20 protein-coding genes and 1 tRNA gene are annotated in these 20,086 nt (G+C 67.8%); 4 read left to right on the top strand and 17 right to left on the bottom strand.

The features are described 5' to 3' along the window. Position 1: 1 nt before the first annotated feature. The 5 genes from hemC to hemE are packed head-to-tail and all read right to left on the bottom strand — an operon-like array spanning position 2 to position 5,055. Positions 2 to 913, bottom strand: coding sequence for a hydroxymethylbilane synthase (gene hemC, locus BKA04_RS07140; protein WP_267898939.1), 912 nt, complete (start codon positions 911 to 913; stop codon positions 2 to 4). Beyond that, entirely contained in the window at positions 910 to 2,010 is a 1,101-nt protein-coding gene (locus BKA04_RS07135; protein ID WP_104095795.1) for a ferrochelatase, read from the bottom strand. The genes hemC and BKA04_RS07135 overlap by 4 nt, the downstream gene beginning before the upstream one ends. Beyond that, the gene (gene hemQ / locus BKA04_RS07130; RefSeq protein ID WP_104095794.1) at positions 2,007 to 2,675 is read right to left on the bottom strand and encodes a hydrogen peroxide-dependent heme synthase; all 669 of its coding nucleotides are present in this window, start codon (positions 2,673 to 2,675) and stop codon (positions 2,007 to 2,009) included. Before hemQ ends, BKA04_RS07135 begins: the two co-directional genes overlap by 4 nt. Then, positions 2,672 to 4,021, bottom strand: coding sequence for a protoporphyrinogen/coproporphyrinogen oxidase (locus BKA04_RS07125; protein WP_232841992.1), 1,350 nt, complete (start codon positions 4,019 to 4,021; stop codon positions 2,672 to 2,674). Before BKA04_RS07125 ends, hemQ begins: the two co-directional genes overlap by 4 nt. Continuing rightward, positions 4,018 to 5,055 carry a uroporphyrinogen decarboxylase gene (hemE, locus tag BKA04_RS07120; protein WP_232841991.1) on the bottom strand — a complete coding sequence of 346 codons (1,038 nt, stop codon included), beginning with the start codon at positions 5,053 to 5,055 and terminating at the stop codon, positions 4,018 to 4,020. The genes BKA04_RS07125 and hemE overlap by 4 nt, the downstream gene beginning before the upstream one ends. 66 nt (positions 5,056 to 5,121) lie before the next feature. Here hemE and BKA04_RS07115 point away from each other — a divergent pair, with 66 nt between their 5' ends. Next, entirely contained in the window at positions 5,122 to 6,342 is a 1,221-nt protein-coding gene (locus BKA04_RS07115) for a glutamyl-tRNA reductase (RefSeq protein ID WP_104095793.1), read from the top strand. Between the two features lie 84 nt (positions 6,343 to 6,426). On the opposite strand, the gene BKA04_RS07110 is transcribed toward BKA04_RS07115, so the two are convergent. Genes BKA04_RS07110 through glpK form a run of 4 tightly spaced genes read right to left on the bottom strand, consistent with a single transcriptional unit; the run spans position 6,427 to position 10,637 of the window. Next, a complete protein-coding gene (locus BKA04_RS07110) occupies positions 6,427 to 7,458 on the bottom strand; it encodes an NAD(P)/FAD-dependent oxidoreductase (RefSeq protein WP_232841990.1) in 1,032 nt (343 codons plus the stop codon). Further along, complete coding sequence (locus BKA04_RS07105) at positions 7,455 to 8,000, bottom strand: isoprenylcysteine carboxyl methyltransferase family protein (protein WP_104095792.1); 546 nt, start codon at positions 7,998 to 8,000, stop codon at positions 7,455 to 7,457. The genes BKA04_RS07110 and BKA04_RS07105 overlap by 4 nt, the downstream gene beginning before the upstream one ends. Then, a complete protein-coding gene (locus tag BKA04_RS12015; RefSeq protein WP_104095791.1) occupies positions 7,991 to 9,055 on the bottom strand; it encodes a type III polyketide synthase in 1,065 nt (354 codons plus the stop codon). Before BKA04_RS12015 ends, BKA04_RS07105 begins: the two co-directional genes overlap by 10 nt. Positions 9,056 to 9,113: 58 nt before the next feature. Next, a complete protein-coding gene (gene glpK, locus BKA04_RS07100; RefSeq protein ID WP_104095790.1) occupies positions 9,114 to 10,637 on the bottom strand; it encodes a glycerol kinase GlpK in 1,524 nt (507 codons plus the stop codon). Between the two features lie 95 nt (positions 10,638 to 10,732). Here glpK and BKA04_RS07095 point away from each other — a divergent pair, with 95 nt between their 5' ends. Continuing rightward, complete coding sequence (locus tag BKA04_RS07095) at positions 10,733 to 11,122, top strand: RNA-binding S4 domain-containing protein (RefSeq protein ID WP_104095789.1); 390 nt, start codon at positions 10,733 to 10,735, stop codon at positions 11,120 to 11,122. Here BKA04_RS07095 and BKA04_RS07090 read toward each other — a convergent pair. The 8 genes from BKA04_RS07090 to BKA04_RS07055 all read right to left on the bottom strand — a co-directional run bounded on the left by BKA04_RS07090 (position 11,119) and on the right by BKA04_RS07055 (position 18,721). After that, on the bottom strand, positions 11,119 to 13,320 hold the full coding sequence (locus tag BKA04_RS07090; RefSeq protein WP_104096677.1) for a heavy metal translocating P-type ATPase: 2,202 nt from the start codon (positions 13,318 to 13,320) through the stop codon (positions 11,119 to 11,121). The two genes, BKA04_RS07095 and BKA04_RS07090, sit on opposite strands and share 4 nt — an antisense overlap. An 80-nt stretch (positions 13,321 to 13,400) precedes the next feature. Further along, a complete protein-coding gene (locus tag BKA04_RS07085; RefSeq protein ID WP_104095788.1) occupies positions 13,401 to 13,625 on the bottom strand; it encodes a heavy-metal-associated domain-containing protein in 225 nt (74 codons plus the stop codon). A gap of 114 nt (positions 13,626 to 13,739) precedes the next feature. Continuing rightward, positions 13,740 to 14,312, bottom strand: a complete 573-nt coding sequence (locus BKA04_RS07080) for an NADPH-dependent FMN reductase (protein ID WP_104095787.1) — start codon at positions 14,310 to 14,312, stop codon at positions 13,740 to 13,742. Positions 14,313 to 14,331: 19 nt separating this feature from the next. Then, positions 14,332 to 15,090: an ABC transporter permease gene (locus BKA04_RS07075; protein ID WP_104095786.1), complete on the bottom strand. Its 759-nt coding sequence runs from the start codon at positions 15,088 to 15,090 to the stop codon at positions 14,332 to 14,334. Further along, entirely contained in the window at positions 15,083 to 15,868 is a 786-nt protein-coding gene (locus tag BKA04_RS07070) for an ABC transporter ATP-binding protein (protein ID WP_104095785.1), read from the bottom strand. The genes BKA04_RS07075 and BKA04_RS07070 overlap by 8 nt, the downstream gene beginning before the upstream one ends. 82 nt (positions 15,869 to 15,950) lie before the next feature. Then, on the bottom strand, positions 15,951 to 17,537 hold the full coding sequence (locus BKA04_RS07065; protein ID WP_134542258.1) for a hypothetical protein: 1,587 nt from the start codon (positions 17,535 to 17,537) through the stop codon (positions 15,951 to 15,953). Positions 17,538 to 17,650: 113 nt separating this feature from the next. Next, positions 17,651 to 18,571, bottom strand: coding sequence for an ABC transporter ATP-binding protein (locus tag BKA04_RS07060; protein ID WP_104095783.1), 921 nt, complete (start codon positions 18,569 to 18,571; stop codon positions 17,651 to 17,653). A 66-nt stretch (positions 18,572 to 18,637) separates the two neighbouring features. Then, positions 18,638 to 18,721, bottom strand: a tRNA-Leu gene (locus BKA04_RS07055). 132 nt (positions 18,722 to 18,853) lie between these two features. On the opposite strand from BKA04_RS07055, the gene BKA04_RS07050 reads away from it, so the two are divergent. Both BKA04_RS07050 and BKA04_RS07045 read left to right on the top strand, forming a co-directional pair. Continuing rightward, entirely contained in the window at positions 18,854 to 19,582 is a 729-nt protein-coding gene (locus tag BKA04_RS07050; RefSeq protein ID WP_104095782.1) for an FhaA domain-containing protein, read from the top strand. Further along, a complete protein-coding gene (locus BKA04_RS07045) occupies positions 19,579 to 20,082 on the top strand; it encodes an FHA domain-containing protein FhaB/FipA (protein ID WP_104095781.1) in 504 nt (167 codons plus the stop codon). The genes BKA04_RS07050 and BKA04_RS07045 overlap by 4 nt, the downstream gene beginning before the upstream one ends. Positions 20,083 to 20,086: the final 4 nt, after the last annotated feature.

Raw genomic sequence — 20,086 nt, 5'->3', positions numbered from 1 at the left:
ACTACCCTCCGAGCGGAGCGAACTCCGCAGCCCCCGCCGCGAGCAGCTCGTCGGCGATGCGCCGCGCCAGCTCTTCTGCGGGTTCCGGCGAGTCCGCCGGGTAAAGAGCATGGGAACTCGTGAGCACGCCGCTGCCGTCGAGACTGTAGACGCGCGCCGAGGCGAACAGCAGCCCTCCGTCGAGCATGGCGGTCACACCGACGGGTGCCGCGCATCCGGCCTCCAGTCGGGCGAGGACCCCGCGCTCGGTCTCGACGATCAGCCGGGTGGCCGGGTGGTCGAGGGCCGCAACGAGCTGCTCCTCACCGGCGCGGACCTCGAGTGCCAGAGCGCCCTGGCCCGGTGCCGTCGGCCACTCCGACAGCTCGAGCAGCTGTGTTGCTGCATCGAGCCTTCCGAGCCGCTCGAGGCCCGCCGCGGCGAGCACGACCGCGTCGAGATCGCCGCTCGAGACGCGCCCGAGACGGGTGTCGACGTTGCCGCGGATGTCGAGGGTCTCCAGATCGGGTCGGCGAGACAGCAGTTGGGCACGACGCCGCGGCGATCCGGTCCCGACCCGTGCCCCGACCGGAAGGGTCTCGAGGGTGAATCCGCCCCTGGCGCACAGGGCGTCACGCGCATCCGCCCGCTTCGGCGTCGCCGCGACGACGAGCCCCGGGAGCGGAGCTGTGGGCAGATCCTTGAGCGAATGGACGACGATGTCGCACTCCCCGGCGAGCAGGGCCTCGCGCAGCGCCGCAGCGAACACGCCGGTGCCACCGAGGGACGCGAGGGAAGCGGTGCTGCGGTCGCCCGCCGTCGTGACCTTCACGAGCTCGACCGTCTCGCCGCTCTCGCGCGTCAACCGGTCGGCGACCTGGCCGGTCTGTGCCATCGCGAGGGCGCTCGCGCGCGTGCCGATGCGGAGGGTCACGGTGCCATCCCCGCGACGGCCGGCTTGAACCCGGCACGGATGTTCTCACAGCAACCAGGGCGGCACACGTCGTACCAGGGCCCGAGGTCCGTCAGGGCCGGCCGGTCCTCATCCGGAGTGCCGCGCAGACGTTCGACCACGAGGTCGACCAGACCGGTCACGAACGCCTCATGGATGCCGGGGGTCGGGACGCGGATGGCCTCGAGGCCGCGCTCACGCGTCGCCTCCAGCGCTTCGGTGTCGAGGTCCCAGAGCACCTCCATGTGGTCGCTCACGAAGCCGAGCGGCACGATCACGACGCCGTCGACCTTCTGGATGTCGAGGGCGGCGATCGCGTCGTTGATGTCGGGTTCGAGCCACGGTGTGCTCGGCGCCCCGGAGCGCGACTGGTAGACGAGCTCCCAGCTCCCCGGCTGCTCCTGCGCGTCCATGACGACGCGGGCGACCGCGAGGTGCTGCGCCGCGTACGCGCCACCCGGCCCGAAGTCGGTGTCGCGCGGCCCGCTGCGCTCCGCGTCATCGCTCGGGATGCTGTGCGTGGAGAACAGCACGTGGACCCGGTCGGAGGAGATGCCCCGGTCGGCGAACTCGGCGTAGGCGTTGCGTACGCCTTCGATGAACGGCGTGACGAAGCCGGGGTGGTCGAAGTACTGGCGAACCTTGTCGATGTGCACTGTGCCATCGAGTCCGGTCTCGGCCAGTGCTCTCGCGAAGTCCTCCCGGTACTGCCGGCAGCTGGAGTATGAGCTGTAGGCGCTCGTGACGATCCCGAGAAGGCGTGTGAGTCCGCGCTCGTTCGCCTCGACGACCGCCTCGTTCAGGAAGGGCGCCCAGTTGCGGTTTCCCCACAGCACGGGCAGGTCGATGCCGCGCGAGCCCAACTCGGCCTCGATAGCGGACTTCAACTGCCGGTTGTGATCGTTGATCGGGCTGACACCGCCGAAGTGACGGTAGTGGGTGGCGACCGTCTCGAGGCGCTCGTCGGGGATGCCTCGCCCGCGCGTGACGTTGCGGAGGAACGGGATGACGTCATCCTGCCCCTCCGGCCCACCGAATCCCGCGAGCAGGATGGCGTCGTAGGCGGCCGGCGCGGTCACGCGAGGACCTCTGGCAGCTCCGCGAGCTCGATACGACGGCCCGTGTAGAACGGGATCTCCTCCCGCACGTGAAGTCGCGCATCGACGTAGCGCAGGTGACGCATGAGGTCCACGAGGTCCACGAGCTCGTCCGCCTCCAGCCCGAGGAGCCACTCGTAGTCGCCGAGCGCGAAGCTCGCGACGGTGTTCGCGAGGACCTGCGGGAAGTCGCGACCCTTCATTCCGTGCTCGCCGAGCATCCGGCGGCGCTCATCCTCGGACAGCAGGTACCACTCGTAGGAGCGCACGAACGGGTACACCGTCAACCACCGTTTCGGTTCGGTACCCCGCAGGTAGGCCGGGAGGTGGCTCGCCGTGAACTCCGCGTCACGGTGAACACCGAGCGCATTCCACGTGGGCAGGAGGGTGGTGAGCAGTGGGGAGCGGCGAAGCTCGCGCAGCGCCCACTGCAGTCGCTGCGGGTCGGGCCCGTGCAGCCACACCATGAGGTCGGAGTCCGCCTTCACACCCGACGTGTCATAGAAGCCGCGAATCACGACTCCCGTCTTCTGCACCGCGGCGACACGTTCGGCGAGATCGTCGACCGGCCCTTCTGCGACTCTCGCCGGGTCTCGCCGGAGCACCGCCCAGAGGGTGTAACCGAGTTCGGGGGTTTCCGTTGTCATTCTGTGTCGTTCTCCTTGCCTGGTACCACGCTACGACTTTTCGGCTTCGTGCTCGCACCGCGACCGAGCGGCCTCCCGTGCGGCGGCGCCAGTGGCCCCGAGAGCAGGCTCGCCGCCTGTGCCCTCGCCTGGGCGACGACCGAGGCCAGCCCGGTGCCCGCGACCGACTCTCCGACCTGGACGACACCGGGGACCGGCGGCTGCCGCACAGCGCGAGACCACTCCACCGTCGCGAAATCGAGGACCTGCCCAGGGCGGATGTCGATGCCGAGCAGTTCGGCCGCATCCGCCCTCGCCACCTCGCTGAAGTCGGGAGGCGCGCTCGCGTAGGAGAGCCTCACGACGTGCCGGCCGGCGGCGCGCTCGGCCAGCCACGACCATTTCGCGGTCTGGTGGGTCAGGGCCTTCGCCATCACCCGCGAGCTCCTCGCCACCAGGACGCCGCTGCCCCGCGGCGCGGAATCCAGCTCGACGCTGTCGAGAACGAGGGTCGCCAGCACGGTCCTGCGCGACTGCGCCGGCGCGACCAGGCCGGGTGCGGCGACCACGACGGCACCGGGGACCGACTGACCGCCCACGAGCGCACCGTCGGCCCACACCTCGTCCACGCGGGCACCGACTCGGATGTCGGCACCACGCCGTTCGAGGTCGGCCCGGAGCTCGTCCACGAGTCGCGTGATCCCGCCCCGGATCCCCGCGACGGCCGATCCCGCGATCGCGGAACCGCGCAGCCTGCGAACGGCGCGCGCGAGGGTGCCCTGGGCGGCGAGTGCCGCAAGCAGGCCGGGGGCTACGCGTTCCAGGGGCAGCTCGTCAGGATGGGTGCTGTGCACGCCGACCGTCACCGGGGCGACGAGTCCTTCGACCGTGGCCGTGCCCATCCTGCGCCGCACGAGCTCGCCGAGGGTGCGCGAGGTCGCTCCGACACGCCTCGGCAGGACGGCGTCGAGGCCGGCGCGCAGTGCGGCGCGGCGCCCGACGATCCTGGCCACCGCTGCGTCGAAGGGGGTGGCGGGAATGCCGAGCAGGCTCGTCGCGGGAAGCGGCAGGGCCCCGCGATCGTCCGAATACAGCCAGGCCCCTGCCGGCTGCGGCGCGACGATGTCAGCGCGGAGTCCGAGCTCCTCGGCAAGGTCGGCCACGGCGCTCGTGCGGATTGCGAAGGCCTCCGCCCCGGCATCCAGATCGATGCCGCCGACACGGTGGCGCCGTACCTGCCCGCCCAGGCGATCGTCGGCTTCGAGCAGCATGACGGGGACACCGCCCACCGCGAGGTCCCGCGCCACCACGAGGCCCGCGATTCCACCCCCGATCACGATGGCGCGTCGAGTCGCTGCGGTCGTCACTGCGGGAGGGAGTGCACGAGTTCGACGAGTCGCGTGAGCGTGTCAGGGTCGGTATCCGGCGGAACGCCGTGCCCGAGATTGACCACGTGTGCCGGAGCAGCCCGCCCCGCGTCGACGACCGCGCGCACGTGCGCCTCCAGCACCGGCCAGGGAGCGGCCAGCAGCGCGGGATCGATGTTGCCCTGGATCGGTGTCCGTCCCCCCAGTCGACGATTCGCCTCGGACAGCGGCATCCGCCAGTCGACGCCCATGACGTCCGCACCGACGCCGTACATCGCCTCGAGCAGGTCGCCGGCTCCGACCCCGAAGTGGACTTTCGGCACGTCCAGCCCGCGAAGGTGGTCCAGTGCTCGCCGGGAGTGCGGGGCGACCCGGCGTACGTAGTCCTCGACGCTGAGAGATCCGGCCCAGGAGTCGAACAGCTGCACGGCGGATGCACCGGCCTCGACCTGCGCTCGGAGGAACTCGCCGGAGGCATCGGCCACCCAGTTCATGAGTGCCGCCCAGGTATGCGGGTCGGAGTGCATGAGTGTACGCGCCCGAAGGTGGTCCCTGGACGGGCCCCCCTCCACCAGGTAGGCGGCGAGGGTGAACGGGGCGCCCGCGAAGCCGATGAGCGGCGTCGAGCCGAGTTCTGCGACGGTGAGGGCGACGGCCTCTCGGATCGGAGAGAAGACATCCGGGTCGATGGGGCGCAGCGCCGCGACATCCGAGGCGCTGCGGATCGGATGCTCGAGCACCGGTCCCCGACCCGGCACGATCTCCACGCCGACGCCGCCGAGCTTGACGGGAACGACGATGTCGCTGAACAGGATGCCGGCGTCGACGCCGTGCCTGCGCACCGGCTGCAGGGTGATCTCGCTCGCGAGCGCAGGGTCGAGGCAGGCATCGAGCATCGCGACATCCGTGCGCAGCGCCCGGTACTCGGGAAGGGACCGTCCGGCCTGCCGCATGAACCACACCGGAAGGGTGTCCGCCCTCTGCCCTCGATAGGCGCGGATGAGCGGGGAATCCTGCGTTCGGCCGTCGATCATCGGATGGTTCGCCAAAGAAGCACGGATACAGCTTAGGCACGCAAAACGAGTTCTACACTGGAGGGCGTGCTTGTCTGCGCGTCCATCAACCATCGAACTGCGCCATTCGACTATCTGGAACGACTCTCCGCGGCGGCGCCCACGGTGCTGACGGGGCTCCACGGGCGTGCCGATGTCGACGGGGCCATCGTGTTGTCCACCTGCAATCGGTTCGAGGTCTACCTCGACTCCGCGTTGGAGGATGTCATACCCGTCGTCGCCGAGGCGGCAGGAGTCGAGGCCGAGCCCCTTCGCGTGCACGCGCGTGTCTTCCAGGAACACGATGTGCCGAGACACCTCTTCTCGGTGGCCTCCGGACTGGAGTCCGTGGTCGTCGGTGAGGGCGAGATCGCCGGCCAGGTCGGCAGGGCTCTCAGCGCTGCGCAACACGCCGGCTCGACATCGTCCCCGCTCGAGCGACTCTTCCAGGCGGCCGCGAAGACGAGCCGCGGGGTGCGAACCGGTACGGCGATCAGCGTCGCGGGTCGCTCTCTCGTTCACCTCGCCCTCGAACTGGCAGCGAGTCGTTTCGCCGACTGGTCCGATCTGAACGTCCTGCTCGTCGGGACCGGACGGTACGCGGCAGCAACCGTCGCGGCGTTGCGGATGCGCGGGGTGACGAGGATGACGGTGTACTCGCCGACCGGGCGGGGGCCGGCTTTCGCGACGAGCCACGGACTGCGTGCGGCGAGCGACCTTCCCGCGGAGGTCGCCGATGCCGATCTCATCGTGACCTGCACCACTGTCGACGGGTATGCCCTTGCGGCGCAGCACTTCGGTGCGGCCCGGCGAACGCTCGTCATCGATCTGGGACTTCCGCGAAACGTGAACCCGGATGTCGCGACGGTCGACGGGATCGAACTCCTCGACCTCGAAACCGTCAGCCTCCATGCCCCCCTCGAAGAGCTCAACTCAACGAGTGACGCGCACGAGATGGTCTCGAGCGCCGCAACCGCGTTCGCCGCCGAGCAGGCCGTAGCACCCGCGGTCGTCGCGTTGCGAAAGCACGTCCTCGACACCCTCGCCGAAGAGCTCGGCCGGCGTCCGGCATCCCCCGAGACGGAGTCGGCGCTTCGTCACTTCGCCGGAGTGCTGCTGCACGGCCCGTCCGTGCGCGCCAGGGAGCTCGCCATCGATGGACGCTCCGACGAGTTCGCCGAGGCGCTCGACGCCCTCTTCGACATCAGGGTGCCGTCACGCGACGATCGTTCGGTCGACCCTGCCGCGGCGACGGGCGAGTTCAGGTAGCGGATTCTGCCCTGAACAGGCGCTCGAGGGAGTTCGGGTCCGTCGTCATCGCCGGAGGTGGTTCTCGGCAGGGGATTACCGGGCTCAGCGAGCCAGGCGCTCCACGACGGCGCCGTAGACACCGGGGAGCGACCGCGCCAGGGGAACGATGGCTGACCGAAGCGGCGAGTCGCCCAGGGCGACGAGGCCCGAGGTCAGCATCCGGAAATTCCTCGTGACCCGCCTCCACTCGCGCTCGTAACGCGCGGGATTCCCGGCTGCGATGCACTCGATCGCGACCCTGGCCTGTGCGAGCCCGACGCGGATCCCCTCTCCCGTGATCGCATCCACGTAGCCGGATGCATCCCCCACGAGGATTACGCGCCCGGCGGTCCTGGCCGTGGTTCGCTGGTGGAACGGCCCTGCGCCGCGCGTGCTCGTCGTGATCGCTCGATCGCGGAGCCGGTCGGCAAGAGCGGGCACCGACCGGACCGCTTCGTCGTAGTCGGTGTGCTGCGGCCCGAGCACGGCGACTCCGACCTCGCCATCGCCGACCGGCGTGACGTAGAGTTCCGCGGCGGGCGTCCAGTGCACTTCGACGAACTCGTTCCAGGGCGCTGCGGCAAAGTGCCGGCGAAGTCCGAATCTGCGAGTCCCGCGCACCGGTAGCGCGAGCCCGGCCTCGGTGCGAACGGTCGAGTGCAGGCCGTCGGCGCCCACGAGCCAGTGGGCACGCCGGGTCGTGCCGTCGGTGAGCCGCGCGGATGCGGAGTCGTCGTCCTGCTGCAGCGCATCCACTGTGCCCCGCACCAACTCCACGCCCACGGCCTCCGCCCGTTCGGCCAGGACCCGGTGCAGCGTCGTGCGTCGAACGCCGCGACCGAGCCGGTGGCGGAAGGCGTGGTCGACTCTCCGATCGCCTGCCTGGTAGCTGATCCCTGCGATCACGTGCCCCGGCGGGTCGATGCCAAGGCGTTCGAGTGCGGCGAGCGCGCCCGGCATGAGCCCCTCGCCGCAGGCTTTGTCGATCGGCACGCCGCGCGGCTCGACGACGGTGACCGAGAGTCCCGCCATCCTCGCCTCGATCGCGGTTGCAAGCCCGATCGGGCCACCACCGACAACGAGCACGTCGGTCACGTGGATCGTCCCCTCGGGCCGGCCGGCTGCAGGGATGCCAGCGCGCGGTTCTCCGTCGGAATCCTGAAACCGAGAAGCAGAACGGCGTTGAGCACGGTGAAGACGAGCGCCGTGATCCACGCGGTGTGCACGAGTGGCAGCGCGAAACCTTCGACGACGACGGCGAGATAGTTCGGATGCCGCAGCCAGCGGTACGGACCGCGCGTCACGAGACCCAGGCCCTGCACCACGATCACGCGCGTGTTCCATTGGCTCCCGAGCGTGGCGATGCACCAGTACCGAAGGGCCTGGCTCGCGACGACCAGCGCGAGCATCGGCCATCCGAGGAGCGGGAGGAACGGCCGGTCGGTTACGAGAACCTCGATGATGCACGCGACGAGCAGGCCGGTGTGCAGCGCGACCAGCCAGGGAAAGTGCCCGCGACCGTACTCGACCCCGCCGAGCGAGAACGCCTTCCGCGCGTTCCGGGTCGAGAGGACGAGTTCGACGATGCGTTCCGCACCAGTCGCGAGAATGAGCGCCGAGTAGAGGATCACTGCCACTCCAGGAGGACGAATTCGGCGCTCACTCCGGGGCCGAGAGCGAACAGCACTCCGCGGGTTCCCGCGGGCTGGGTGCCGGCATCCGCGAGCACGTGCAGCACGGAGGAGGAGGAGAGGTTGCCGACCTTTTCGAGCGACGCCCAACTCAGGGCGAACGCGCTTCGCGGCAGTCCGAGCGCCGTGCCGAACGCCTCGAGCACCCGCGGGCCGCCCGGATGCGCGAGCCAGCATCCGATGTCGTCGACGGTGAGGCCGTTGCCGGCGAGGAACGAACGCACCTCTTCTGGAAAGTGTTTCTCGATGAGGTCGGCGACACCGGCCGTGAGGACGATCTCGAACCCGCTCGCCTTCACGTTCCAGCCGATCACCGCAGCGGAGTCCGGATAGAAGGCGCTCTTCGTATCGACCACGCGCGGGCCGGTCGCAGCGCGCGGCCCGGGCACCACCGCGTCCTCGCCGGCCAGGACGACCGCACTCGCTCCGTCGCCGAAGAGCCCCGTGGCGACGAAGTTCGCCATCGTCGCGTCGGCTCGCTGCAGGGTGAGCGAGCACAGTTCGACGCTGATGAGCACGCCGATGTCGCTCGGATGCCCGACGAGGTAGTCGTGGACGCGAGCGATCCCCGCGGCACCCGCCACGCAGCCCAGGCCGAACGACGGCAGGCGCTTCACGTCGCTGCGCAGTCCGAGGCGAGGGATGAGAAGCGCGTCGATGGACGGTGCCGAGATCCCGGTCACCGACGTGAACATGATGAAGTCGACGTCGCGCGCGCGGAGCCGCGCCGAGTCCAGGGCCGACGCGAGTGCTCGCTCTGCGAGGTTCGTCGCGACGGTGATGAAGATGTCATTCGTGTCGCCGAAGGGGCCGAGGTCCCGGTACCGGTCAAGGGGAAGTGCCGTGTGCCGGGTACCGATGCCCGTCGACGCGTGCATCCGTTCCAGGATGACCCTCTGGGCCGGATCGGCGGAGATGAGGGGCGCGAGCTCCCTCGTGATGTCCGCTTGCGCGTACACGTACTCTGGAAGCTCCGGCGCTACCGCGACGATGCGCGTCATGGGGCGACGGTAGCACGGTGGACTTCACCAGAACGCAATCGTGTCGCCGCCCGAGCGACTACCGGTCGACTCCGACTTCCGGCTCGACCCAGTCCAGTGTTCTGGCCACCGCCTTCTTCCACTGCCGATACTCGTGGGCGCGGCGTTTCTCGTCGATCGCCGGCTCGAATGCGGCCTTCTGGCTCCACGTCTCCCGTAGTTCATCCAGACCCGACCAGTAGCCGACCGCAAGGCCCGCCGCGAACGCGGCGCCGAGACACGTGGTCTCCGTTACCTCGGGAAGGATCACCCTCACGTCGAGCGCGTCGGCGAGAATCTGCAGGAGCAGGTTGTTGGCCGTCATACCGCCGTCCACCCGAAGCTCGGCGAGCGGCATCCGGGTGTCGGCCGCCATCGCGTCGACCACCTCTTTCGTCTGCCAGGCGGATGCCTCGAGGATCGCGCGCGCGATGTGCGCCTTCGTGACATAGCCGGTCAGCCCCACGATGACACCGCGAGCGTCGCTTCGCCAGTGCGGTGCGAACAGGCCCGAGAAGGCGGGGACGACATAGCAGTCGCCGTTGTCGGCGACGCTCGCCGCGAGCGCCTCGATGTCGCTCGCGTTCTCGATGGCGCCCAACTGGTCCCGGAACCACTGCACGAGAGCACCGGACACCGCGATCGAACCCTCGAGGGCGTAGACGGCGGGCGCATCCCCGATCTGGTACCCGACGGTGGTGAGCAATCCGTGCCGCGACTGGACGGGCTCGGCGCCGGTGTTCAACAGGAGGAAACTCCCCGTGCCGTACGTGCTCTTGACGTCGCCCTCGGAGAACGCGGTCTGCCCGAAGAGGGCTGCATGCTGGTCCCCGAGCGCACCCGCGATGGGAACACCCGCAAGAACGCCCGTCGCCGTCCCGTACACCTCGGACGATGAGACGATCTCCGGGAGTGCTGCGCGTGGGATGCGCATGCGCTCGAGCACCGTCCCGTCCCAGTCGAGTTCGCGCAGGTTCATGAGGAGCGTGCGACTGGCATTCGTGACATCGGTCACGTGCCTGCCGCCGTCGGTGCCGCCCGTGAGGTTCCAGATGAGCCAGGAGTCCATGGTGCCGAACAGGATGTCGCCGCGCTCGGCCCGCTCCCTCAACCCGTCGATGTTCTCGAGCATCCACAGAAACTTGGGGCCGGAGAAGTAGGTGGCCAGCGGCAGTCCGGTGCGCTCCCGGAATCGTTCTGGCCCGACCGGCGCGCCGAGCTCACGAACCAGGTCGCGCGTGCGGGTGTCCTGCCACACGATCGCGTTCGAAACCGGCTCGCCGGTCTCCCGGTCCCAGAGCACGACCGTCTCCCGCTGGTTGGTGATCCCGATCGCGGCAAGCTGGTCGACCGCGATGCCGCCGCCGTCGAGCGCACGCTGGACGACATCCTGAACGTTGGCCCAGATCTCGGTGGCGTCGTGCTCGACCCAGCCCGGCCGGGGGAAGATCTGCCGGTGCTCCCGCTGGGCGCTGGACACGATCCGGCCCCGCTTGTTGAAGACGATGCACCTGCTCGAGGTCGTCCCCTGGTCGATGGCGGCGACGAACGTCTCCTGGCCCATTGCGTGTCCTCGCCTCCGGGATTGGTCGGCATCCTCCCTCGCGAGCCTATGGCAAGTGTGGCGCCGTTTTCGAGCCTCCGGCCTAGGCTCGACGCATGGCCGATTCTGTGCGGGTGGATGCGTGGCTGTGGGCCGTGCGCATCTACCGGACGCGGTCGGCGGCGACCGCCGGATGCCGCGCGGGCCACGTGCGTGTCGGCGGGGAGCGGGTCAAGGCGGCGCAGCCGGTGCGCGTGGGCGACGAGATTCGCATCCGGATCGCCGGATTCGACCGCATCCTCACCGTCCAGCGGCTCCTCTCCAAGCGGGTCGCGGCCTCCGTCGCGACCGACTGCTACACGGACAGCACTCCGCCCCCTCCTCCGCGCGAAGAACGCGCGATCGTCGGGCAGCGCGACCGCGGCGCAGGACGGCCGACCAAGAGGGACCGCCGTGAACTGGAGCGCCTGCGCAACCGGTTCACGAGCGACGACGACCGCGACTAGAGCGCGCGGAACCGCCGAAGCCGCAGGCTGTTCGTCACCACGAACACGGAAGAGAACGCCATCGCGGCACCGGCGATGAGCGGGTTGAGCAGCCCGGCCATCGCGAGCGGTATGGCTGCGACGTTGTATGCGAATGCCCAGAACAGGTTCCCCTTGATGACGCCGAGCGTCCTTCTGGCCAGTCGAATCGCATCGACGACTCCGTTCAGGTCGCCGCGGACGACCGTGATGTCGCTCGCCGCGATCGCCGCGTCGGTGCCGGAGCCCATCGCGATTCCGAGGTCGGCTGCGGCGAGTGCCGCGGCGTCATTGACTCCGTCGCCGACCATCGCCACGGTGCGGTCATGACCCTGCAGTTCCCGGATGACGTCGAGTTTGCCTGCCGGGCTCACGCCGGCGCGCACATCGTCGATGCCGACGGCCGTACCGACGGCTGCTGCTGCGCCTTCGTTGTCGCCGGTGAGGAGGATCGGGGTGAGCCCCAGCGCACGGAACCGGCCGATCGCCTCCGCGCTCGAGTGCTTCACGGTGTCCGAGATGGTGATGATCCCGCGCACGGAGCCGTCCCACGCGATGGCGACGACGGTGCCGCCTTCGCCCTCTGCAGCCTTCGCGGAATCCGCGAGTGCCGCCGGCGCCGACGAGGACCACTCCTTCTCGAGCCACGCCATCCGGCCGACGAGGACGAGCCGATCGTCGACCATCCCACGTACGCCGCTTCCGGCGTCGGCGGTGAACGATTCGACCGGCGTGAGCCCGATCCCGCGCTCCAGCGCGGCGGAGACGATCGCGGCCCCGGTCGGATGCTCTGAGCCGTGTTCGACAGCGGCCGCCATCGCGAGGATCTCGTCATCCTCCTCGCCGTCGGCGGTGGTGATCCCTGACACTGCCATGACGCCGGTCGTGACGGTGCCGGTCTTGTCCAGCACGATCGTGTCCACGCGACGGGTCTGCTCGAGCACCTGCGGTCCGCCGATGAGGATGCCGAGCTGCGATCCGCGCCCCGTGCCGACGAGCAGGGCGGTGGGGGTTGCGAGGCCGAGCGCGCACGGGCACGCGATGATGAGGGTCGCGACCGCGGCCGTGAAGGCCATGACGAGGGTCGCCCCGAAGAGGAGCCACCCGACAAGCGTGAGCACGGCAAGGCCGAACACGATGGGCACGAACACCGAGGACACCCGGTCGGCAAGCCGCTGCACCCGGGCCTTGCCGGTCTGGGCATCCTCCACGACCCTGCCCATCCTGGCGAGCTCGGTGTCCGCTCCGACACGCGTGACCTCCACGACGAGTCGGCCGGCAACGTTCACCGTCGCGCCGACGACGCGTTCGCCCACGGAGACATCCACGGGGTTCGACTCGCCGGTGAGCATGCTCGCGTCGACAGCGGAGAACCCTTCGACGACGAGACCGTCGGTCGCGATCTTCTCTCCCGGCCGCACGACGAACCGGTCCCCGACCCTCAGCTCGCCGATCGGGACGCGGGTCTCCCGTCCGTTCTCCAGCCTGATGGCGTCCTTCGCACCGAGCTCCAGCAGAGCACGGAGCGCTGCACCGGATGCCCGCTTCGCACGCGCTTCGAGGTAACGTCCGAGGAGGAGGAACACGGTGACCGCTGCGGCGACCTCCAGGTAGATCTCGTTCGCGCCAGACCCCGGCTCGGCGAGGAAGTGGAACAACATGGTCATGCCGGGCATCCCGGCCTCGCCGAAGAACAACGCGTAGAGCGACCAGCCGAGTGCGGCGAGAACGCCGACGCTGACGAGCGAGTCCATGGTCGTCCCACCGTGGCGGAGGTTCACCCATGCTGCGCGGTGGAACGGCCATGCACCCCAGATGGCGACCGGTGCGGCGAGCGTGAGCGCGAGCCACTGCCAGTTCGTGAACTGGACCGCCGGGATCATCGACAACACGACGACAGGTACGGCCAGGATCGTCGACAGGATCAGGCGCTGCCGCAGGGATGCGATGGCCGGGTCCTCGGCGCGCCCATCGCCCTCATCGTCGACCAGGGTTACCGGCGGCGCGGGTTCCGCGGCGGTGTACCCTGCAGACTCGACCGCGGCGATGAGCGTGGCGACATCCGTTCCGCCAGGGACGCTCACGAGCGCCTTCTCGGTGGCGAAGTTGACGGATGCGTTCACCCCGGGGATTTTGTTGAGCTTGCGTTCGACGCGGTTCGCGCACGACGCGCACGTCATCCCGCCGATCCCCAGGTGAAGTTCGGTGCGCTCGAGTTCGTCGACCGAAACGAAGGACCCTCCAGCGACGGTGTTGCTCGTCACGGTGTGGTGGTCACCAGCTGGTATCCCGCTTCGTCGATGGCGGCGCGCACGAGTTCATGGTCGAGTGCTGCCGCGCTGTCGACGGTCACCACCGAGACTCCTCCGGCGTTCAGATCGACGGCGACGGAGTTCACGCCGGCCAGTTCGCCGAGTTCCTCCGTCACGCTCGCGACGCAGTGGCCGCAGGTCATTCCGGTGACTTCGTACTGGATACTGGTCATTTCCTGGTTCCTTCAGCTGTGTTCGGAGCGCAATCGCTTATACCCCCCTAGGGTATGTCGGTCGGATGAAGAATGCAAGCGCGTTCCACCGCTTACGCACCCGTGCGGAGGGCGTCAGGCGCGTGCCGCGCGAAGTGGGCGCAGCACGCCATCCAGGTCAACGAGTTCGTCGAGCTGGGCGGTAAGAACTCTCTCCTGCGACTCGAGCGGAATGAATTCACCGTTGTCGTCGATGTTCTTCGCGGCCCACGGGATCTCCACATTCGCGACCGTCGGAACGAGCCCGACGCACAGCTCGACCGGTCGCAGCGCCGTCACCGCTCTCGTGCCTGCCGAGATGCCCCCGTAGCTCACGTGACCCAGTGGTTTGCGCCACCACTCGCGATTGAGGTAGTCGAGCGCGTTCTTCAGTGCGGGCGCGTAACTGAAGTTGTATTCCGGCGACACGAAGATGAATGCGTCGGCCGCGTCGACCCTGGCGCTCCAGGCGAACGTGTGGTCTTTCGTGTACTGGTGCAGCTTCGGATGATTCGGCTCGTCCATGAAGGGCAGGCCCATTTCCTGCAGGTCGGCCCAGTCGCACTCGAACCGCGCGTCGCCGGCAACTGTCGCCCGAACCCAGTTGGCGATCGGCAGCCCGATCCTGCCGGGCCGCACGCTCCCCACCACGATCATCAGCTTCGGCATGGCATCTCCTCTTTCCCCGTTATTTCGAGTCCCACCGGAACAGGCGGATCCCGACGAACGAGAAGATCACGATGTACCCGATGCCGACGAGTAACGCGAACGTGTCCTGGTCGCTCCACGGTGACCAGTTGAGCGCGTCGGAGAACAGGGTCATGAGCGCGCCGACGGGCGACCAGTCGGCGATCGCCTTGACGGCATCCCCGAGAATGCCGGTCGCGCCGACGAGGCCGAGGAGCAGGAGGAGCGCGAACAGGATGCGTCCGATCGCGTTGACCGCGCTGAGCGAGTTGACGAGGCCGACGAGTGCTTGGCCGATCGCCAGGAACACGGCCGCGCCGAAGATCGAGATCGCGAGGACCAACGCGTATTGGGCCGGGTTCAGGGACAACCCGTGCACGACGACACCGAGCACGACGACGATCACGGTCATCGCCAGGTTGACGACGAGCTGCACGATGAGCCTGCTGGCCATGATCATCCAGGTCGGTGTCGGGGTCACGCGAAGTCTCTGCAGAACCCCCGCGTGACGATCCTGGGCCAGGCTGATGGCGTAGCCGAGGAGGCTGGAGACGAGCAGTCCCACCGTCAGCGCGAGGCCGATGATCAGGTCGGGGCCGCCGAGTAGGCGGATCTTCTTCTCACCGAAGCTCGTCGCGACGACAAGGATGATCGGCAGGAGGACCGTGATGATCCCCGAGGTCCGATTGCGGAGAAGGGACAGGGTGTCGGCTTTGAGGAGCGCCCCCATCGCGAGGCCGAACGCCGGGCGTTCAGTCACGGATCTCACTTCCCGTCAGGCCGATGAAGACATCCTCGAGGGTGACCTCGCCGTGGGCCACCGCCCTCACCTTCGGATCGTCCCGGTGTTTCGCGATCAGGTCGGCGGGTGTTCCCGTCGTGAGCAGCGTTCCGTGGTCCACGATCGCGACACGATCGCAGACCGCCTGCGCCTCCTCCATCGAGTGCGTCGTGAGCAGGATGCTGCGGCCGGCACCCCGGGCCTGCTCGATCCGCTGCCACAGCGCTCGCCGCGACTGAGGGTCCAGTCCGGCTGTCGGTTCGTCGAGGAGCAGGAGCAGGGGGTCATGGATGCTCGCGATGAACAGGGCCAGCCTCTGCTGCTGTCCGCCGGAGAGCTGTTTGAAGCGCCGGCCTGCCTCCGCCTCCAGGCCGATGTCACGAAGCCGGTCGGCGAGCTGCGCCGTGGTGAGCCGAACGCCGTACAGGCCGGCGAACAAGGACGCGATCTGCTGGATCGACAACTCGGGCTGGAAGCTGGATGACTGCAGTTGTACGCCGAGCAGCGCCTTCGCCTCCAGCGGATGCTGCGCGGTATCGATGCCGTCGATCAGCGACCGCCCGGATTGCGGCTTGACCAGACCTTCGATGGCGCTGAGCGTGCTCGTCTTCCCCGCGCCGTTGGGCCCCAGAAGTCCGAAGATCTCCCCGCGCTCGATGCGGAAGCTGACCCCGTCGACGGCGACCCGAGCACCGTAACTGACGCGGAGTTCCTTGACGTCCAGCATCGGGATCGGTGGCGTACCGACATCACTCATCGTGACTCACTGATTCAGAATAGGCCTGCCGATTGCAGATTGCCCTGAGGATTGCTGAGTTAATCCAATGGGTCAAATGGGTTCAGCGAACACTGATTGGTCGACGCGTGTCGGAGATGAACCACCCGATGAGCGCGACGGCTGCCCAGATCGCGGTCATCATGATCCCGAACTGGGCGGAAACCTGAAGTACTCCGCTCCCATCGATCGTGGCGAAATCTGTCACGCCGTCGGGCGGTGAGAAGAACCTGGCGCCCTCCCATGGGAAGAGTCGGGCCACGTTCCCGACTGCAAGCAATGGGCTGTCTGTGGCGCGGGAGAATCCGAGGATGGTATTGAACAACGCCGGGCCGATGATCAGGGCCGCGCTCATGACAATCACCGTCGTGGCACTCCGTCGGGTTGCTCCCGCGATGCCCGCGCTCATGAGGGAGATGAGAATGAGGAAGATCACGGCTTTGCCTCCCGCCTCAAGTCCGTCCGCCACAACGTCCGGGGTTGCGATATACCCACGCGCCGCGTAGATCGGGACAATGACCACTGCGGTGAGAAGCACAGCGAAGACCCCGATTGCCGCCCCCGAGATCGCCGCAAGAAGAGCCTTCATCCATGTCACCTGCCAGCGCCGTGGCGCGGCAACGAATGTTGCTACCGCAGTACCGGTCTCGAATTCACTCGCGACCTGAATGGCGCACAGCACTGCCAGCAGGAGTGCGATCCCACCGATACCATCTGTGATGGAAAAGCTGTACTCGATGGAGAGGGCGTCATGGATGTTGTCGCTGACCCCCTCAACCGAGTTCAGCGATGCGCGAGCGATACCGAACGCCATATTGAGAAGGATGGCGATCGCAATAATCCAGCGGACAGACGGCAGACTCCAGCTCTTGCGCAATTCCGATCGGAGTCTCCCGCCGGTCGTCGACCGGAACGGATGACCGTCAGAATGTTGCTGCCCAGGGTTCCTGCGGAGAGCTCGAGGATGCCCGGCCGCGACTGCACTCAGATCGCTGGCGACAAACCGCACCACCGCAGCCGGCACCACTGCCGCGCACCACACCGCCAGCACGAGTAGTGCGCCAACCGGGTCGACCGTAGTCAACGCGGTGAACGCGGTGCTGGGCAGAACCGCGCTCGCCCACTCTCGAACCGCGCCCTGAGGAATCAGGCCGACGGCCAGGGGGAGTATGTAGAGCACGCCAATGGGCACCAGGATGGCGACAACCCGCATACGAGTGAGCGCGCCGAGTGCCAGTGCGAGCAGGGAGAGAATTCCCACTCCGACCGCAAGACCGGTAGCGGATGCCAACCCCGCCATCATCACCATGGGATTGATCGCGTTCCCCATGAGTGCCAACACCGTCAACGCCGTCCCGCCGGCGAGGAGCCCCGAGACTAATCCGAGCACCACCACCGTTCCGCAGGTTGCGATGGATTTCGCGGAGAACAACATCCCACGCCGCGGGGAAACCGCGAGTGTGGCGCCGATCGTCCCCCAGCCGAACTCGCCCGCGAATGCTTCAGCCCCCACGACGATCGCGAACAGCTGCACCAGGACCGAAGCCAGCATGATCGCCGTGTGCACCGCTGACAGCGGGTCGATGGGGTGATGCGGTGACAAGACGGATATCACCGCGATCGCCCCGCTCAACACAGAGAGGAGCATCACTGCGGCAATACCCCACCCCACGGCAGAGCCTCCCAAGAGGGCACGCAACTGCGCCTTCGTCAGTCGCCACAGAGTCAGACGGGGCTCAACTCGCGCGTCGACAACCACCGCAGTCATTCCGCGACATCGCCCGAGTTCGTCATGGACCGGAACTCGATGTCCTGGTCGGTGAGCACCCGGTAGCTGTCCTCCAGGGATCGTGATTCTTCGTTGAGGCGCTCCAGGGCGATCCCTTGGCGCAATGCCGCAGAGCCGATTTCGGCTGCCGATAGACCGGTGACGGACAACGAATGGTCACCCGACATCAGTACGGATGCGCCCAACCGTTCAAGATGCGCTGCGAACTCGGTGGCGTGCTCGGTCACTACGCTGACGACCGCAGCTCCCTGCCGGAACTCGAATAGTGGGGCATCCTTGAGCACCCGGCCACGGCCGAGGACGATCACCTGATCCGCCACCCGCTCGACTTCGGACATCAAATGAGAGGAGAGGAAAACCGCTGCGCCGTCCGCTGCGTACCGTCGACACAACTCTCGAAACCAGCTCACCCCGTCGATGTCGAGGCCATTCACCGGCTCATCGAGAATGAGAATGCGCGGAGAGCCCAGCAACGCTGACGCGATACCCAGGCGCTGCGTCATCCCGAGCGAGAATTTGAGCACCCGCTCACCGGCAACCGATTCAAGCCCGGTCTCCTCGATCACCTCGTGCACGCGTGACCGCGGAATTCGGTGCGTGGCCGCGATGACGAGGAGATGGTCGAACGCGGTCCGCCGCGGATGGGCGAACTTCGTATCCAGCAGCGCCCCCACCTGGCAGATCGGGTCAACATAGTCGCGAAAGGCTCGACCACCCACGAGCGCACGGCCGGATGTCGGCCGATCAAGCCCGAGGATCAGTCGCATGGTCGTCGTCTTCCCAGCCCCATTGGGGCCAAGAAACGCCGTCACCTTTCCGGCGTCAACCCGAAACGACAGATCATCGAGGGCGAGCCGATCACCGAACCTCTTCGTCAGGTGCTCGACCTCGATCACAGGGGAACGCTACCATTCGGCGATTGTGAGCGGCCGAGACGGCGCCTGGCCTGCTGACGACTGTTGTGCGCGAGGGGGGACTTGAACCCCCACACCCTTGCGAGTACTGGCACCTGAAGCCAGCGCGTCTACCAATTCCGCCACCCGCGCAGCGTAGTGAGATTATCACAGCGGGCGGGCGGCCCGCGCGCCGCCGCCGTCATTCTCGGGTTGTAGATTCCCCCGGGTTCGGGCTCACCCCAAACCCAACGGCTAACATCGTCAGAATAAGGAGGGAGATCCTTGGGCCTCTTGGACAGCTTCGAAAAGGGACTTGAGCGGGTCGTCAACGGCGCCTTCGCCAGGACCTTCAAGAGCGGGCTCCAACCGGTCGAGATCACGGCAGCCCTTCGACGCGAACTCGACACCAAGGCGGTCGTCGTCGCACGGGACCGAATCCTCGTCCCCAACAGGTTCACGGTGCACCTCGCACCGGGTGACCATGCACGGATGACCGGGATCGGGCCGACGCTCATCGACGAGCTGACGCAACTGATCCAGACCCATGCGACCGCGCAGCGGTACCAGTTCGCCGGCGGGATCAGCATCCGGCTCGTCGAAGACGGCACACTCGCAGAAGGAGTGGTGCGCATCGAATCCTCGAACGTCAAAGGAGAGGTGTCGTGGACACCGATCCTCGACATCGGCGGAAAACGCTACCCGATCACGAAATCCCACACCGTCATCGGCCGCGGAGCCGAAGCGGACATCACCGTCGACGACTCCGGAATCTCCCGCCGACACGTGGAGATCCTGTGGGACGGCAAGCGGGGCCAGGTCAACGATCTCGGATCCACGAACGGCTCGCTCCTCAACGGCGCCCCCGTGACGAAGGCCGCCCTGCCCACCGATTCCGTGATTTCCATTGGCAGAACCCGTATCGTGTTCCGAGTGCTTGCCCAATCAGCGTCGATTGACCAGTTCTCCGACCTCCGCGTGGACGGAACCGCCCAGGACGGTGCTGCGCGGTGAGTGAACTCACACTGTTCGTCCTGCGCTTCGGGTTCCTCCTGCTCCTGTGGGTCTTCATCTTCGCGATCGTCTACGCCCTCCGATCCGACCTCTTCGGCCAGAGGGTCAAGCGGATGCCGGACTCGGTGGCGGCTCCCTTCCCCGCGGGCCAGGCGCCGACCGCGCCCGCCGCGAAGCCCTCGGGCAAGTCCACGATCGCGACCGTCAGCAACGCGAAGCGGCTCGTCATCACCTCCGGGGCGAAGGAAGGGCTCGAGATCGAGCTCACCGCTGAACCTCTCACGATCGGACGTTCCGCGGAGAGCGGTCTCGTCATCCGCGACGACTACACCTCCACCCACCACGCCCGACTCCTCCTGTGGGGCGAGGAGTGGGCCATCCAGGATCTCGACTCGACGAACGGCACCTTCCTCGACGAGGCGCGGGTCACCGTCCCCACTCCGGTTCCGCTGAACACCAGGGTGCGCATCGGCACCACGAGCTTCGAGCTGCGACGGTAGCCGG

The sequence above is a fragment of the Terrimesophilobacter mesophilus genome (assembly GCF_014200375.1).
Classification (GTDB): Bacteria; Actinomycetota; Actinomycetes; order Actinomycetales; family Microbacteriaceae; genus Terrimesophilobacter; species Terrimesophilobacter mesophilus.
The sequence above is the reverse complement of the archived record's forward strand: the minus strand, read 5'-3'. Positions and strand labels throughout refer to the sequence as shown.

Excerpts from the sequence above, each read along its gene's own strand:
- BKA04_RS07095 (WP_104095789.1), top strand. The coding sequence starts at position 10,733 with ATGGCCGATTCTGTGCGGGTGGATGCGTGGCTGTGGGCCGTGCGCATC.
- hemQ (WP_104095794.1), bottom strand. The coding sequence starts at position 2,675 with ATGACAACGGAAACCCCCGAACTCGGTTACACCCTCTGGGCGGTGCTC.
- glpK (WP_104095790.1), bottom strand. The coding sequence starts at position 10,637 with ATGGGCCAGGAGACGTTCGTCGCCGCCATCGACCAGGGGACGACCTCG.
- BKA04_RS07090 (WP_104096677.1), bottom strand. The coding sequence starts at position 13,320 with ATGACGTGCGCGTCGTGCGCGAACCGCGTCGAACGCAAGCTCAACAAA.
- BKA04_RS07080 (WP_104095787.1), bottom strand. The coding sequence starts at position 14,312 with ATGCCGAAGCTGATGATCGTGGTGGGGAGCGTGCGGCCCGGCAGGATC.
- BKA04_RS07085 (WP_104095788.1), bottom strand. The coding sequence starts at position 13,625 with ATGACCAGTATCCAGTACGAAGTCACCGGAATGACCTGCGGCCACTGC.
- BKA04_RS12015 (WP_104095791.1), bottom strand. The coding sequence starts at position 9,055 with ATGACGCGCATCGTCGCGGTAGCGCCGGAGCTTCCAGAGTACGTGTAC.
- BKA04_RS07070 (WP_104095785.1), bottom strand. The coding sequence starts at position 15,868 with ATGAGTGATGTCGGTACGCCACCGATCCCGATGCTGGACGTCAAGGAA.
- hemE (WP_232841991.1), bottom strand. The coding sequence starts at position 5,055 with ATGATCGACGGCCGAACGCAGGATTCCCCGCTCATCCGCGCCTATCGA.